Origin of the sequence: Pantoea sp. USMM079 (genome assembly GCF_037153115.1) — a bacterium.
Lineage (GTDB): Bacteria > Pseudomonadota > Gammaproteobacteria > Enterobacterales > Enterobacteriaceae > Pantoea > Pantoea communis.
The window spans coordinates 67353-83392 of record NZ_JBBCKX010000009.1 but is presented as its reverse complement, the minus strand read 5'-3'; the positions used below and the strand labels follow the sequence as shown (position 1 = coordinate 83392).

Here is a 16040-nt window from a genome sequence, read left to right as displayed (position 1 = left end):
TAAAATAAAAAAAAAGAAGGTTGATGATGCACAGTAACGCTTTAAAAATGCTGCTGTCTGGGAAAAAGTATCTGCTATTACAGGGGCCGATGGGGCCGTTCTTCAATGATCTGGCCACATGGCTCGAATCACTGGAGCGTGAAGCTGTTAATGTAATATTTAACGGTGGGGATCGTTTTTACTGTCGCCAGCGTAAATATTTGCCTTACCTGAAAACTCCAAAAGAATTTCCATCATGGCTGCGCGATACGCATAAAGAATACGATTTCGACACGATTCTTTGCTTTGGCGATTGCCGTCCTATGCATCAGGCTGCCAGGCGCTGGGCGCAAGCCAAAGGGATACGTTTTATCGCATTTGAAGAAGGCTACTTGCGGCCGCACTTTATTACGGTAGAGGAGGGCGGGGTAAATGCGTTCTCTTCCTTGCCGCGCGATCCTGAGTTCTATCGGCGTCTGCCAGAAATGCCGCCAATGGAAGTTGAGAAGCTTAAGCCCTCAGCCATGAAACGCATCGGTCATGCGACCTGGTATTACCTGGTCGGCTGGCGCTATCGGCATGAATTCCATGAGTATCGGCATCATAAATCTTTCTCGCCGTGGTATGAGGCACAGTGCTGGATTAGGGCTTACTGGCGCAAGCAATGGTACGGCTGGCGTCAGCGCAATGTGTTATCGCATTTGCAGAATAGCCTTGATCAGCGTTATTTTCTCGCTATCTTGCAGGTATATAACGATAGCCAGATCCGCAACCATAGCCCGTATGAAGATGTGCGCGACTACATTAACGATGTGATTTTCTCGTTCTCGAAGAAGGCGCCGCGCAATGAGTTCCTGGTGATCAAACATCACCCGATGGATCGTGGGCATCGTTTATATGGCCCGTTGATCAATAAGCTGAGCAAGGAATACGGAGTTAAGAATCGCGTGATCTATGTGCATGATGTGCAAATGCCTGAGTTACTTACTCATGCAAAAGCAGTAATCACGATTAATAGCACGGCAGGGATTTCAGCGCTGATCCACAACAAGCCGTTAAAGGTGATGGGGAACGCGCTGTACGATATGAAGGGATTGACCTATCAAGGGCATCTTAATCAGTTCTGGACGGCAGATTTTAAGCCGGATATGAAGCTGTTTAAGAAGTTTCGTGGCTACCTGCTGGAGAATACGCAGGTGAATGCGGTTTATTATGGTAATAAAAAGAATGCGTATTCGATAACAGAAATCCGTGAAGTAAGAGTTATCAACTCATTCAACCAAAAAATAAATTAATTGTTAATCACACACCTTATTTAATGCTCCTTTTAGAGGAGCGATTAAGCATAGGAGTAATATTATTACTTATACAACTCAGCCCATTCTTTGGCTTTGTCTTTAGCTGCTTGAGTAAGATTTCTTCCCCATATTTTCCCTTCAAGGCTTTTGGGTATTGCTGGCACTCCAGCCATTAATGTAAACTTCTCACAAGATTTAGTTACCACCGCGTTCGCCGCTACAATTGAACACGCTCCAATAGTAGAGTTTTTCCCAATGAAGGAACTTTCTCCTATCCAGCAATGAGGGCCAATAACAATAGGTTTATCAGGTATGTTTAAATGTTCCATGTCATCAATTGAAAAAATAGGACGCCCATCAGTGCATCTTATAGTTACGTCATTTGAGAACATGCAATCGTCACCGATTATTATTAATTTGTTTGAGGTGCCTGAGTAATGTCCGGTTGTCCACATGTTGGCGGCAGTAGTCGTTACCTCATTTCCTATGATGACAGAATCGCCGTCTTCAATCACAGATAAATTAACCTTGTTTAATCGACATTCGCCTCCAATGTAAACAAAATTCCCATCACCTGAAACTGAAATGCGACTTCCCTTCCCGCCTAAATTATCACCAATGAATATCTTTGCGTTTTTTGCTGTTTTTCCGAATGCTATTGTTAAGGCTTCAGGAAGTTTCCCTCCCTTAATAAATACCTCATTACTGTCATCACCTGAAATGCTAAGTGAAGCAGGTGTAAAACGATTATAGTTCTGAATATCAGTGTCAAACTTATTAATGCAATAGTTAATTGCTTCTAAATGATTAAATAAGTGGTCTAATTTGATGTTTTTCAAATTAGAATGTATTTTTTCAAAATCATTAAATCCGAGATTGCGTGAGCCAGGTATTTCATTCTCTTTATTTTGTTCTGATTTGATACCGTGTCCAAAGCGAGTCTCATACATTTTTTGAATTCTTTTAGACTCTTTACTTTCGTTACGTACCCACATTTTCCCTTGGATGCTCCTTGCTTGAGCAGGAACACCACCAAGAGCAGAAAATTGTGGGCATGACTTTGTCACTACAGCACCAAGTGATAATATTGAGCAAGCACCAATTCTAACATTTTTAAGAATTGAGCTTCGTTGGCCCAACCAGCAATACGGTTCTATTATAATAGGATGGTTTGATATATTTACTTGTTCGCGGGTATTAATATCAATTATCTTATGCCCATCTGCAGGTCTTATAATGATTTCGGATGCTATAAGGCAATGATCTCCAATTATAAGACCATTATTTACCTTTCCTGGAGAGTAACCTGTGCTCCAGCTATTCGTGGAAGTAACCGCAACACCTTTTCCAACAAGTACGAAATCACCTCTGCTAAGTAAGGTAATGGCTACTCTAGTTAAAGATGATCCACTTCCAATATAAACAAGGTTGCCATTTTCTTTAATAGATAGTCGCGACCCTTTCCCTGTAACTCCGGAGTCGAAAAATACTTTGCAATTATTGGCAGTATCTGCAAAAGCAATTAAAAAATCTTTTGGAGGTGTCTTGTCTTTGAAAAAAACCTTATTGCTATCATTGCCGGCAATACCTAATTGAGATGGTGTAAGGCATTTATAACAAGACTCATCAATATCAAAATCTGAAATACAATAATTTATATCATCAATATAATCTGAAATATTCTCATTCGAGTTCATTGAATTACCTATTGCGGTTTTATTTTATTTTTTTATTAGAATATATTTCTTCTCTTCACGAGAAGATGCGTAGAATAAAAATATTTTATTATTCTTTGTTGAGATAAAACCTTCAGGTTCAAAAAAGCAGCGACCATCGAATTTCCCGCAAAATTCCATTCCGTAGTTTATATTATCATTTCTATTGAGTGGCTCACCTTTAATGGAGTATCGATATAGCGCTTTACTTTTATAAGAGGAGTCTCCAAATAATAAATAGACTGATTTCCTATCAACTGATATAGCTTGCAAGGGTTGAAGTTCATTATTGACACTGGTGAGATCTGATGCAGGAAGGTTCCACTTAAATTTATAATATTTAGTTAAGTCTATATCATCTTCTGATGAGGAATTTATCCTATTTAATGCATCATTTAATGAATATACCTTAAAGATCATTTTTCTATAATCTTCTCTTCCTCTGACAACTAAGTAATCACTATTAATTGACTTTGTAGGCATCGTGTCGTTTTTGATAAATGGATAGTCATCAAAGAATCTTACTGTCTTCAATACTACATTACCATCGTTATGGAAAATAAATGCGAGAGTTTGATTTTGTATTTTTGAGCTGGTTAATATTGCAGCAATAGAACCATCGCTTTTTTGAACAACTGAAAAACCCTGATGGCCTATTCTGTCAGATTCTAATAACATTTTTCGGTTTGTCAGATCATTTGAGTAAATAAAGCTCGAATCAGTTTCTTTTGAATGTTCAAGCGTATAAACGCTACGTTGATCATGTGAGTTATTTGCAATCCCTTGCAATATATTTTCTGAATTAATGACGGAAATATCTTCAGAATATGCCAGTAAAGGAGTGAAAAATATCAAGGAAAAGATTAATAATATAATGAATTCTTTATCTTTAGGCATCATTAATAACCTTTCGCATCATGCTGATATTTTGTTAAGTTCAGACATTGCTGAGTTTAATTCAGTAACAGCACTTATAAGAGTCTTATAATCATTATTCACAGACCAGTTAGAGCCATCACTATAAAATCTTTCATGCTCTTTCATTATATATGTTGTGGTGATTTTTTTGGCAAGTCCTGGACGGGTGTTTTTATAAAAATGTAAAGTGAACGCATAAATATCTTTGCTCTCAATTGTATATGTTTCATCCCTGATGATGTCATCAATGATTGAATAAAAAGTATCATTGCTTATTGTTTTCGACGTTTTCATTAATGTGATGAGGTTTTCAGGCAAGGTTTTATCTAAGCCTAAGTTGTTTAATAACATCATAGTATCTTCAATTCCGAAGGTTTTATATGAAGCATCAATTTGTTTTTCTTTGTTCTTCATTAAGCTGAGATACTGTTGGGAGAAGTCGTTATTTCTTAGATCATGTAGGAAGCTTTGGTACTCACCACTTTCATATACTAGGTCAAGCCTTTTAAAGTTATACGCCTTTAAGTCTCCCCCAACACTTGAAAAATCAAATATATGATCTTCTGTTATGTTTTTGTTTAACATGAAAAACGCATCCACAGCTAGTTTATTTATTGATTTATTTGGGGTGATAACATTTAAATCAAGACTCCCAAAATGGCTTTCATTCTTTTTAAACATCAGATGCGCTAAAATTAATTCTTTATCTTCAAGGTTAAGACGAGGTGATGTTTCATTTAAAATATCAATGGCATCATTAATCACATCGCAATTTATCAAGGATATGATGCGAATTAGGCATGTAAATTTTTGATCAAGTATTTCTCTAGATAAAAGACCTTCGTTTAATAACTCATTGATCTCTTTATATTTTTTGTTTTCAAATAAACCCAGGATATATTCAATTGAAATTTTATGTTTGTATTCTGGAATTTCATGGAGTGTTAAAATTAAGTCATCTCTTAAAAGATCCTTCATTGATTCTGTTCTGGTAATTATGTTGCTACTACATAAACACGTCTTTAGACGCATAGATAGACTTTGGCATGTGTTTATCCACTCTCTATCATCGGATAAAAAGTTTAACAAATCCTCTTTGGCATTTGAAGGCATTGGTGATTCATCTATGTCAAATAACTCCGACCAGAAGTACAATCTCTTCAAAATGTTTTTTGCATGGGTAGAGCTTATAACGTCATGAATGGAATGATTTTTTATTAGTTGATTGAATATCCCGATTGCCGGAGCATGATCGTTTTTATTTAAACAATTTTCAATATATGATAAATAAGTGTATAAGTCGGTATTAGCTGAAGTTTTTCTCGTGATATGATTATAAAGTCTACTAGAGTTTTCTCTGTCTTGTTTAGGGAAGAAGGCACTAACTCTATTTTGATAATCAAGGGGCATATCACATCCAGAACTTATCATTTCTTCTAAGAAAATATTTATTTTATCAATGTCAGTGGCAACTGGACCAAACCCATGAGATTCATAATTATAGTAACCTTTTGAATATGAGTGTTCAGAAAAGAAAGAATCAACATCAAACTGGAAATACAATACGGGTTTGTTCATGTAAGCTACATCAAAGGCTACAGAAGAATAATCTGTAATTAATATGTCGCAATCACGGAAAACACTCTGTATATTACCTGAGGTTATGTCTCCAATTTTTATGTAATCGGGTATTGATAGCTCTTCAACATAATCCATTAGGTTTGGATGTGGATAAAACTCGACTTCATAACCATGTTGATAGGCTAAATTATATAATTTTTCTGAGCGTAAAAAACCTCCCCACATCTCAGCAAATTTAGAAGTGCTGAAATTTGGATTTTTAGCTCGCTTACTGGTTCTTCTTACTAATTCTCCGGCTAAACTTTTTCTCCACGTCGGCATAATAAGAATTTTTTTCTTTTTAATGTCGCTATTGTAAAGGTTGTCGTATCGAGGGAATCCGGTAAGAGCTACTTCTTTGCTTGTAAATCTATATCTACCACGCACAGAAATATCCTCAAACTCATTTACTCCCGCCGTAACAAGCACATCAATCTTTCTGCTGTTCAACCACTCCGATTGATCGTCCTTAGTCACACCATGTTGCAAAAAAATAAAATTGTAGTTTAATAAATCAATAAAGTGTTTTTTTGGAAGATAATTTACGATTGCAGGGTTTGCATGGGAAGATAGTAAATACTTTGCATTTAGTAAGGAAATTCTATGAAGAAAACCACCAAATTTTATTAAGTTAAAATTCTCAGACTTAAGCCTTTTCCAGTCAGATGTGTTTTTATTAAGTAGGAAATAACAATTTTCATTTTTACTTATAACATATTTATAAAAATGTTCAGCATTATCATCTGCTCTTTGATCATTGTCTACAAAAACCCAAGCATCTTTAAACTTTTCTCTCATATATGAAGTTGCAGATATATATCTCAGCAATCTCACCTTAAGAGGAAGGTTTAAGGGTTTCGCGAATTTTTTTAAGTGTGAACCTGCTAAATCAGAAATTAAAATTGATGGTTTTCTTTTTCCATTTAGTAGAATATTTGTTTTTACTTTTTCGCCAATACTTAATGATTGATTAATGTTTTTGAAATGTACCCATGCGAAAATTTCATAAGAAAAAGCGTAATTAAAAATAGTTAATGGCTTAACTTTTAGCGAGGTTGCTAACAATTTACCCCCCGATAAATAAAAATCGGGAAGGGAATCCGATTGTGAAACAATTTTTAATTTCACCATTTTATTAATATGATCGTAATCTTCCAAATAACATAGATCTGGAACATTACCTTCGGCAATTAATTTTGTATAACCGATTTTGTGTACATGATTAAAGTTAGATGAAGGGAATGAGTTAGTATTTTTCCGCTCAATGTTTTTTAATATTGACTTTAATAAGGTGATGAAATCATTTTTGTTTTCATCAGACAACAGTTCGTCAGCCTTTTTGTTTTTTAGCAAAAGAATAATCAAGCTATGCACTGCATAAAATACACTTCGTTCAATAAAGGAACTACTTTTATTTAGTAATAGCTTTTGATTTATTTTTTCCATAAATGAGATTAGTTTGACTGGACATTTTAAGGACTCTTGCAATATTGCATCTAACCTAGACTCAGTTAAATGAGAGCTGTAGACATTTTCAAGCCACAATGTATTCGCACTTGCATTTTCATTCATTAATATATTAATGCAGTTAGTCATTCTTATTAATATATCACTACTATTGATGAAGTCATACTCACCCATTAATACTTCGCTGCTAAATATCAGATTAATTAGCGCAGGAAATATAGCTTCAACCTCCAATCTATTTTTATCATTTTTATTTGTTTTTAGGCTTGTAAGGATTGGATCCGTATTACGACTTTCTAAGTTGTGAGTATATGAATGGAAGATTATTGGTTCGATGGTGTTGTCATCAATTCCTGCGTTGAAATTCACAATGAAGTCACTAGCTAATGTATCGCCAGGGAAGATTATTTTTATATAGTCACAGTTTATTTTTTTTACTTGTTTATTAATTTCAGACGATATGTCTTCTGAAAAATCATTACTTTTATTTACAAACCCAATGAGGTTGGGGTTGTAGTTTATACAGTTTTTTAAACTATTAATGCTTACTTCAAGGAGAGGTGAACTTTCGCCAATTATAATGAATCCAATTGTTTTTCTCTTGCCGCGATTGTTTTTTCTTTTAAGTATTTTTGAGTCTAAAATAAAAGATCTTGGATCTCTGAATAATTTTTTTAACTTTTTTTTGTTCATTTTCATTCCTAAATCATTTATTAAATATGAATTTCAATCTTCTTTTTAATGTATCGTAACGATCAATATGGCCGGGCTTGTTTTCAAAAAGAATTGAATAGTCTGCAATGTCTAATTTTTTCTCATTACAACTATTTATAAACGTACTAAGTAGTGTTGGGTCTTTATGGTTTTTACTGTTTTCCAACTTATTATTTTTTTTAAAAAATCTAGTATGATTTAATTCTCTTGATCTATAATAATTTTCATTATTATCTTTGCTATGATATAGATGAAAAGCCAAATCTTTTTCCAAAAGTGAGTCAATACATAGCTCACCTAAATAACGTCGGAATCCTACAAAGAATAGAGGTGAACGAGAATTCATTTCATGAAAAAAATCAGATGGTTTTTCAATTTCATTATGAAGTTCTGCTAGTCTAACCAAAAAATCAAAATCTTCGAAGCCATGACCTGTATATAAATTGTCAAAGCCATTTAATTTTTTATAATCTGATGACCTTAGCACTGTTATAGAGGATGGACTGGCTAGATGTAAAAACTCTTTTCTAGAAAATGAAAAGTATTTTTCTTTTAATTCATGTGATGAAATATTTTTATTGGTTAGAAGATTGCTTCCATAACTTGTAAGATATAAGCAAGGAAGGATATAAAATGGCTTCAAACCAAAACTGACTCTTTCTTGATACTTAATAAATAAATCGAAATCTGGATGTATATCCACATCTAAAAGAATAATAAACTCTGTTTCAACAGCTTCGAAAGCTAAGTTGCGTAACTGTGATGAGTTTACTTCATTATTAAAGAATGTTGTTGAGCAGATTTTTACTTGTGGAAATTCTTTTATTTTATTTATTAATTTTTTGTCATGCTTTGAGTTTGAATTATTATGACCAAATACTATTTTTATATTTTTTTTATTTGCTTTCTCTACAAGGTTTACAGCCTTTTTGATAAGGTCATTAGGTCTTCGTTTTAAATCAATAGGTATTATGGCTGTTAGCATCTTCTAACCTTTTATTTAAAGGCACTCATTGAGCTTATATCTGCTTAAGGCTTCGTCTATAGAGGGGGTGAAAATTACTTCTTGGTTTTTTCCAATGTATATAGCTGAATCACAAAATTCTTTTAATGAATTTAGATTGTGGGAAACCATTAAAAAGTTAGATTCGCCATGGCGTTCTTTAAATAGTTCCGAACATTTTTTTCTAAAGCGCGCGTCTCCAACCGCGGTTACTTCATCTACAAGGTAGTAATCAAATCTGAATGCCATGCTCAAACCAAATCCTAATCTTGATTTCATCCCTGAAGAATAGGTCTTAATTGGCATGTCAAAATACCTTCCCAGTTCTGCAAATTCTTGGACAAACTTAACTTTCTCATTGAGAACATCGGACTTTGAGTAAAGACGAGAAACAAACTTTACATTTTCTCTTCCTGTTAGGCTTCCTTGAAAGCCTCCTGAAAGTCCAACCGGCCATGAGATCGTTTTATCAGTTGATATTGAGCCGCTATCAGGACGGTCGATGCCGCCAATCATCCGAAGTAAAGTTGACTTACCCGCACCATTACGACCTATAAGCGCCACACTCTTACCGCTTGGTATCTCAATATTAAGGTCTTTGAAAACATAATGGCGGCCTTGAGGCGTGCGGTATGATTTCGTTAAATTTTCTATTTTAATCATGAGGTAAGCATTGCCTCTTCACGATTGCGATATAACGCAAGGCCAGCAAATACCGTGACTAAGGTACAAATCGCGAGATAACTAAGACTCACGCCCTCACTCACATAACCCGGCATTACCGCTTCACGGCTGAGTTCAACTGCATGAACTAAAGGGTTCCACAGTAAATAAGGCCAATAATCTGTTGGTATGGAGTGCAGAGGGAACATAATGCAGGAAATAAAATAGAGTGGCTTAAGCAGTATGGGTAAAAACTTTTGGGTTTCAGCAAAGGTTCTTCCCACGACCATAAAGATTAATCCAATCCCGCAAGAAAATAGAATCAGCAATCCCCATGTCGCAACTAATTGCAGAAGGTTGGTGATTTCAAAGTATTCGCCTGCCATCCATACAACTACCATCAACAGAATATAAACGGCGGCGTAAATCACGGTTTCTAACAATGCGCGGGCAATAATGGTGTCGATTGGCTTTACCGGACGGTAATTAAACAGCCCTTGGTTAGCTTCAATCGCACCTACTGAGCGGTTTGTAATATTACTGAAAATAAAGTACGGGATAATGCCGTTCAGCAGAAATACCGGGAACGAGATGTCCGGCATGGTGCGGTGCATGATGAAACCAAATATGCCCAGCAGCACGAGTAAATGCGCAGACGGCTCAAGAATTGCCCAAAAATAGCCTAAGCGAAACTTTCCAAAACGGGTGCGTATTTCACGCAAAAACAAGGCCTTAACGGCAGCTTGCTGGACTTCGAATCCACTTCTGGCCATTGATTTAACTCATTTGAATTGGGTGGGATTTTTACACGCTACCGCCCCTGGCTTAACAGCTACCAATGCACTGGACGCAATACAGGCGGTGTAGGGGGGAGGTTTATAGTTTTCAGACGGGGGAGCTGAATTAATCAGCAGATTTTACGCAAATTCAAAAGATTAGAGCTGATGAATACGCGAAAGGCGTGATGCCATTTTGAACAATTAGATGGTTTGTCGTTGATATGGATCCATCCACTTGAACAGCTAGTCCCTGCTTGTCTGTAAGAATTTTCCCTAATTTTGACGACGTAAGTTACAGATCATGTCGAAATAATCCTAAACGTTTTCGTCTATTAATATTTTGCAAATTATCTGTAAGGCCTATTGAACTAATCATTGCACCTGATTTAACTCAACTGATTGAATATAATGACTTTAATGCTTAAGTGCGTTTCTGTTCTTGACCTTACTCTGCATCATGAAATCAACACTGCTAATCAATTCATTCACGAGACAATCCACTGATTTTTACAAAAAGTAGTAGTTGTTACATTTCAAAGCTGATGATTGCAGGTCGCCTGATTCTTCGCGATAATCACGCATAACAAATCCCTTCCTCGTCGGGCCTAACGACGCGGAGGGGATTTTTTTCATCTATACCTTAGTGGCTAACCGACTCACGGATCTAAAGAGGACAAGTTATGTATAACACCCTGGGCAATCAGTACGATAACTCCCTGGTTTCTAACGCCTTCGGTTTCATGCGCTTCCCGGTGAACTTCCAGCCTTACGACAGCGATGCTGAGTGGGTGATCACTGGTGTACCTTTCGATGCCGCAACATCGGGTCGTCCGGGCAGCCGTTTAGGGCCGGGCGCGATTCGTCAGATCTCCACTAACCTTGCATGGGAAGGTTGCCGCTGGCCGTGGGACTTCGATCTGCGTCAGCGCCTGAACGTGGTGGATTGTGGTGATCTGGTTTATGCATTCGGTGATTCACAGGATCTCTCTGACAAACTGCAGGCGCACGCTGAGAAGCTGTTGGCAAGCGGTAAGCGTATGCTGACCTTCGGGGGCGATCACTATGTCACGCTGCCACTGCTGCGTGCCCACGCTAAGCACTTCGGTAAGATGGCACTGGTGCACTTTGATGCGCACACTGATACCTACTCTAACGGTCCAACCTTCGACCACGGCACTATGTTCTTCACCGCGCCGAAAGAAGGTCTGATCGATCCGAATCACTCTGTGCAGATTGGTATCCGTACTGAGTTCGACAAGAGCCTTGGCTTTAACGTGTTGGATGCGGCACAGGTTAACGACCGCAGCGTCGATGATATTCTGGCGGAAGTGAAACGCACCGTGGGCGATCTGCCGGTGTATCTGACCTTTGATATCGACTGTCTGGATCCGGCACACGCACCGGGCACCGGCACGCCAGTGATCGGCGGACTGACCAGCGATAAAGCTACCAAGCTGATTCGTGGCTTGCAGGGTATGAACATCGTCGGGATGGATCTGGTGGAAGTAGCGCCGGGTTATGACCACGCTGATCTGACTTCACTGGCGGCGGCTACACTGGCGCTGGATATGCTGCACGTGCAGGCTGCAAATAAAGGTTAATCCAGATGAGGGCAGGGCGATGGCCTTGTCCTCAACTTAATAGTTGTTGTTGATATCGTTGCTGGCTGAACGCACTACGGCGAATCCGGCAACCGCTAATAACGTCACTGCGCTAATGATGATAATTGTCAACATAAGTGGCTCCAGTCAGAGTCATTGAACCACGCTACATTTTATTTATGACAGAAATCTTGCTTCGCCCGCTAATTCAGAATCATCCTTCCAGGGACATTCATCGCTTCTGAGCTTTCTCATCACGTTTCTGCTTTCTCATTCTCCACGCGAATTCGTCTACTGATGTTTATCGTCCTTTCTCAACGCGCATTGATAGCAATGATGTCAATCTGTGAAGTGGGTTGGGATTTGTTGTGAGCGGCGCAGAGTGATTAAGAAAGGGTGATAGCTGATGGGGCGATCCATTGCCCTCGACGTCCCCGGTTCCTAGTAATCGTCATTCACATCTTTGGCTGCGGAACGTATCACCAGATACGCGCCGATTAGCACAATCGCGATAACGACGGCGAGAATAATCAGAATGGTCAACATAGTATGTGGTGCTCCGGTGACTCTCTCTGATATCGCCTAAAAACAAACGGTCAGTGTAGACCATACTCACTATGACATGGCCTCGTGTGGCGAGTTCAGACCATTGTCACGCTTCTCGCATCAACGGCTCAACAACTTAACGGTGACAATTCGTTATCGGCACCCTGTAGCTATACTTTTGGGCGTAGCGTTATTTATCGCTTCGTTAATTACGGTTTGAGAATCTTCGGAGGTCACCATGGGCTTTCTGGATGAATTAGTGGGTTCGCTGGGGAACAGCAACGGGCAAGGCAATCAGTTGGGTCAGTTGCAGGCGATCTGGAATTGGGTGCAGGAGCAGGGCGGTATCGAAGTGCTGCTGCAGAAGTTTCAACAAGGCGGGCTTGGCGAGGTGCTGGGGTCGTGGATCGGTACTGGCGGCAATCAACAGGTCGGCGGCGGTGAGATTCAGAATGCTTTCGGTCAGGAGGAGTTGCAGTCGCTGGCCGATAAGCTGGGCACCGATGTGAATGGCGCTTCCGGCACGCTGGCGGCGCTGTTGCCACAGTTGATCGATAAGATGTCACCGCAAGGTCAACTTGATGAGCAGAGTCTGCACAACAACCAGATGGATTTGGATTCGATGGTGGATAATCTGTTTAAGCGCTAGCTGTTAAAGCTGAGAAGAGGAGCGCGCAAGGCGCTCCTTTTTATGACCGGTTATTTGCCATCTGCCGCAATACGGTCACGGATATGCTGTGCGCGTGCTGCGGAATCCGGATGCGAATCAAACATCGAGCTTGATTGCCCTTGCTGCATTTTTGCCAGCTTCTCGAAACTGGTGGCCAAGCCGAGTGGATTAACACCGCGCTTTTTCAGCAGATCATAAGAGTAATCATCCGCCTGCGACTCCTGAGTCTGCGAGAACTGCGCATTGACCAGCTTCTCGCTCAGATCGCCCAGCTGTGACTGCGACAGCTGACCAATCACGCCGCCAACCGAGGCCGCAGCAGTGCGTGCCGCCGTGGTAGCGTAGGCAACCTGCATCGCTTTGCGCGTATGGCCGAGCGCAACGTGGCCCATTTCATGGCCGAGCACACCTTCCACTTCGTTATCGGTCATCATATCCATCAAGCCGCTATAAACGCGGATGCAGCCGTTGGCCATCGCCCACGCATTCACATCTTTGGTCAGATAGACTTTGTAGTTGGCTGGCACACCATTGATGTTATCGCCCAGCGCAGCGGCGATTTTGTTCAGGCGCTGCTGATATTCACTATTGGCAGGCGCGAGCTGGTTGTCTTTGTCCATCTGGGCACAAGATTGATCGCTCAACTGCTTCACTTGTGAATCATTCAACGTATAAGCCTGGTAAGCCTGCGCGCCGGATTGCAGCAGCGCGTTGTTGTCCATTCCTTCGCAACCGCTGAGCAGCGAAGCGATTCCCACAGCAATAATTGTGGCGCGGATTTTCATTGAGAGGTCCTTTGCGTAACAAGGTAGAGAAAACAAACACCTGAAATTGAGATCGGTGTTCAAACGCTTTGGTTATAGCGCGCATCCTGTTCACTGGCTAGCAGACAAGCCCCGAATTGCAACCGTTTACCCGCTATTTAGCACGTCGACGCATGTACTTTTGCACCGATTTTCATGTACATTGATGTGCGACTTTTTTCTCGCTTCGCCTGATAACTGATTAATTACAATACGTTAAGCGCGGCGGAGCATTAATCCGACCTGGAGTAGAAGATGCCCTCTCGTAAAGAGCTTGCCAACGCCATTCGCGCGTTAAGTATGGATGCAGTACAAAAAGCCAAATCGGGACATCCTGGTGCCCCTATGGGCATGGCGGACATCGCCGAAGTGCTGTGGCGTGACTTCCTGAACCACAATCCGACTAACCCGCTGTGGGCAGATCGTGACCGCTTCGTGCTGTCTAACGGTCATGGCTCCATGCTGATTTATAGCCTGCTGCACCTCACCGGTTATGACCTGCCGATGAGCGAGCTGCAGAACTTCCGTCAGCTGCACTCTAAAACTCCAGGCCACCCAGAATACGGCTACACCGCTGGCGTTGAAACCACTACCGGTCCACTGGGCCAGGGTATCGCTAACGCAGTCGGCTTCGCCATCGCTGAGCGCACTTTAGCGGCACAGTTCAACCGCCCAGGCCATGACATCGTTGACCACAACACCTACGTGTTCATGGGCGACGGCTGCATGATGGAAGGCATCTCACACGAAGTGTGCTCAATCGCCGGTACCCTGAAACTGGGTAAACTGGTTGCCTTCTATGATGACAACGGCATCTCAATCGATGGTCACGTTGATGGCTGGTTCACCGACGATACCGCAGCACGTTTCGAAGCTTACGGCTGGCACGTAGTGCGTGGCGTAGACGGTCACGATGCCGACGCTATCAAGAAAGCAGTCGAAGAAGCCAAAGCGGTTTCAGACAAACCTTCACTGCTGATGTGCAAAACCATCATCGGTTTCGGTTCTCCGAACAAAGCCGGTACCCACGATTCGCACGGCGCACCACTGGGCGACGACGAAATCGCACTGACCCGTAAGCAACTGGGTTGGAACCACGCGCCGTTTGAAATTCCTTCAGACATCTACGCGCAGTGGGATGCGAAAGAAGCCGGTCAGGCAAAAGAATCTGCATGGGATAAGAAGTTTGCTGCTTATGCTGCTGCTCATCCTGAACTGGCTGCAGAGTTCACGCGTCGTACCAACAACGAGCTGCCAGCTAACTGGGAAACTGAGTCGCAGAAGTTCATCGAACAGCTGCAGGCTAATCCAGCCAAAATCGCCAGCCGTAAAGCTTCCCAGAACGCGATTGAAGCCTTCGGTAAGATTCTGCCGGAATACATGGGTGGATCGGCTGACCTGGCGCCAAGCAACCTGACTATGTGGTCTGGTTCTAAGCCAATCAACGAAGATGCAGCTGGTAACTACATCCATTACGGTGTGCGCGAATTCGGTATGACCGCAATCGCTAACGGCCTGGCGCTGCACGGTGGTTTCCTGCCGTATACCGCAACCTTCCTGATGTTCGTAGAATACGCGCGTAACGCTGCACGTATGGCTGCACTGATGAAGATTCGTCAGATCATGGTTTATACCCACGACTCAATCGGTCTGGGTGAAGATGGTCCAACGCACCAGCCAGTTGAGCAAATGGCCAGCCTGCGCGTAACACCGAACATGAGCCTGTGGCGTCCATGTGACCAGGTTGAGTCTGCGGTTGCCTGGAAATACGCTATCGAGCGCGTAGACGGCCCATCAGCTCTGATCTTCTCTCGTCAGAACCTGGCGCAGCAGGATCGTACCGCTGAGCAGCTGGCAAACGTGGCACGCGGTGGTTATGTGCTGAAAGACAGCGAAGGTACGCCAGAGCTGATCTTGATCGCTACCGGTTCAGAAGTGGAACTGGCGGTTGCCGCTTATGACAAGCTGACCAGCGAAGGCCGCAAAGTACGCGTTGTCTCAATGCCTTCAACCGATGCCTTTGACAAGCAGGACGCGGCTTACCGTGAATCTGTGCTGCCGAAAGCCGTTGCTGCGCGTGTGGCTATCGAAGCGGGTATCGCGGACTACTGGTTCAAATACACCGGCCTGAATGGCGCTATTGTCGGTATGACCACCTTCGGTGAGTCTGCTCCGGCAGAGCTGCTGTTCAAAGAGTTCGGCTTCACCGTTGAGAACGTGGTGAACACCGCGAAATCTATTCTGTAATCAGCGGTCGCCGTAAG

The 16040-nt window shown here is 41.4% G+C and carries 11 protein-coding genes; 4 read left to right on the top strand and 7 right to left on the bottom strand.

Annotated features, from left to right (window positions below; translation table 11 throughout):
* Positions 1-26: 26 nt before the first annotated feature.
* Positions 27-1274, top strand: a complete 1248-nt coding sequence (locus WFP70_RS14445; protein ID WP_337023690.1) for a capsule biosynthesis protein — start codon at positions 27-29, stop codon at positions 1272-1274.
* Positions 1275-1339: 65 nt separating this feature from the next.
* On the opposite strand, the gene WFP70_RS14440 is transcribed toward WFP70_RS14445, so the two are convergent.
* From WFP70_RS14440 to WFP70_RS14415, 6 genes are read right to left on the bottom strand one after another with little or no spacing between them, the layout of a single operon-like run.
* Positions 1340-2974, bottom strand: a complete 1635-nt coding sequence (locus WFP70_RS14440) for an acyltransferase (RefSeq protein ID WP_337023659.1) — start codon at positions 2972-2974, stop codon at positions 1340-1342.
* Between the two features lie 24 nt (positions 2975-2998).
* Positions 2999-3892 carry a phage baseplate protein gene (locus tag WFP70_RS14435; protein WP_337023658.1) on the bottom strand — a complete coding sequence of 298 codons (894 nt, stop codon included), beginning with the start codon at positions 3890-3892 and terminating at the stop codon, positions 2999-3001.
* Positions 3893-3907: 15 nt separating this feature from the next.
* Positions 3908-7696 (bottom strand): CDP-glycerol glycerophosphotransferase family protein, encoded by a 3789-nt coding sequence (locus WFP70_RS14430; RefSeq protein ID WP_337023657.1) that lies wholly within the window; start codon positions 7694-7696, stop codon positions 3908-3910.
* Between the two features lie 7 nt (positions 7697-7703).
* Entirely contained in the window at positions 7704-8696 is a 993-nt protein-coding gene (locus WFP70_RS14425) for a galactosyltransferase-related protein (protein ID WP_337023656.1), read from the bottom strand.
* A gap of 15 nt (positions 8697-8711) precedes the next feature.
* Positions 8712-9377 (bottom strand): ABC transporter ATP-binding protein, encoded by a 666-nt coding sequence (locus WFP70_RS14420; RefSeq protein WP_337023655.1) that lies wholly within the window; start codon positions 9375-9377, stop codon positions 8712-8714.
* On the bottom strand, positions 9374-10150 hold the full coding sequence (locus WFP70_RS14415; RefSeq protein ID WP_182057246.1) for an ABC transporter permease: 777 nt from the start codon (positions 10148-10150) through the stop codon (positions 9374-9376). The genes WFP70_RS14420 and WFP70_RS14415 overlap by 4 nt, the downstream gene beginning before the upstream one ends.
* Before the next feature lie 686 nt (positions 10151-10836).
* On the opposite strand from WFP70_RS14415, the gene speB reads away from it, so the two are divergent.
* A complete protein-coding gene (gene speB / locus WFP70_RS14410) occupies positions 10837-11757 on the top strand; it encodes an agmatinase (RefSeq protein ID WP_337023654.1) in 921 nt (306 codons plus the stop codon).
* Positions 11758-12541: 784 nt separating this feature from the next.
* Positions 12542-12952 (top strand): YidB family protein, encoded by a 411-nt coding sequence (locus WFP70_RS14405; protein WP_337023653.1) that lies wholly within the window; start codon positions 12542-12544, stop codon positions 12950-12952.
* Positions 12953-13002: 50 nt separating this feature from the next.
* On the opposite strand, the gene WFP70_RS14400 is transcribed toward WFP70_RS14405, so the two are convergent.
* Positions 13003-13758, bottom strand: coding sequence for a M48 family metallopeptidase (locus WFP70_RS14400; RefSeq protein WP_337023652.1), 756 nt, complete (start codon positions 13756-13758; stop codon positions 13003-13005).
* Between the two features lie 273 nt (positions 13759-14031).
* Here WFP70_RS14400 and tkt point away from each other — a divergent pair, with 273 nt between their 5' ends.
* A complete protein-coding gene (gene tkt, locus WFP70_RS14395) occupies positions 14032-16023 on the top strand; it encodes a transketolase (RefSeq protein WP_034823225.1) in 1992 nt (663 codons plus the stop codon).
* Positions 16024-16040: the final 17 nt, after the last annotated feature.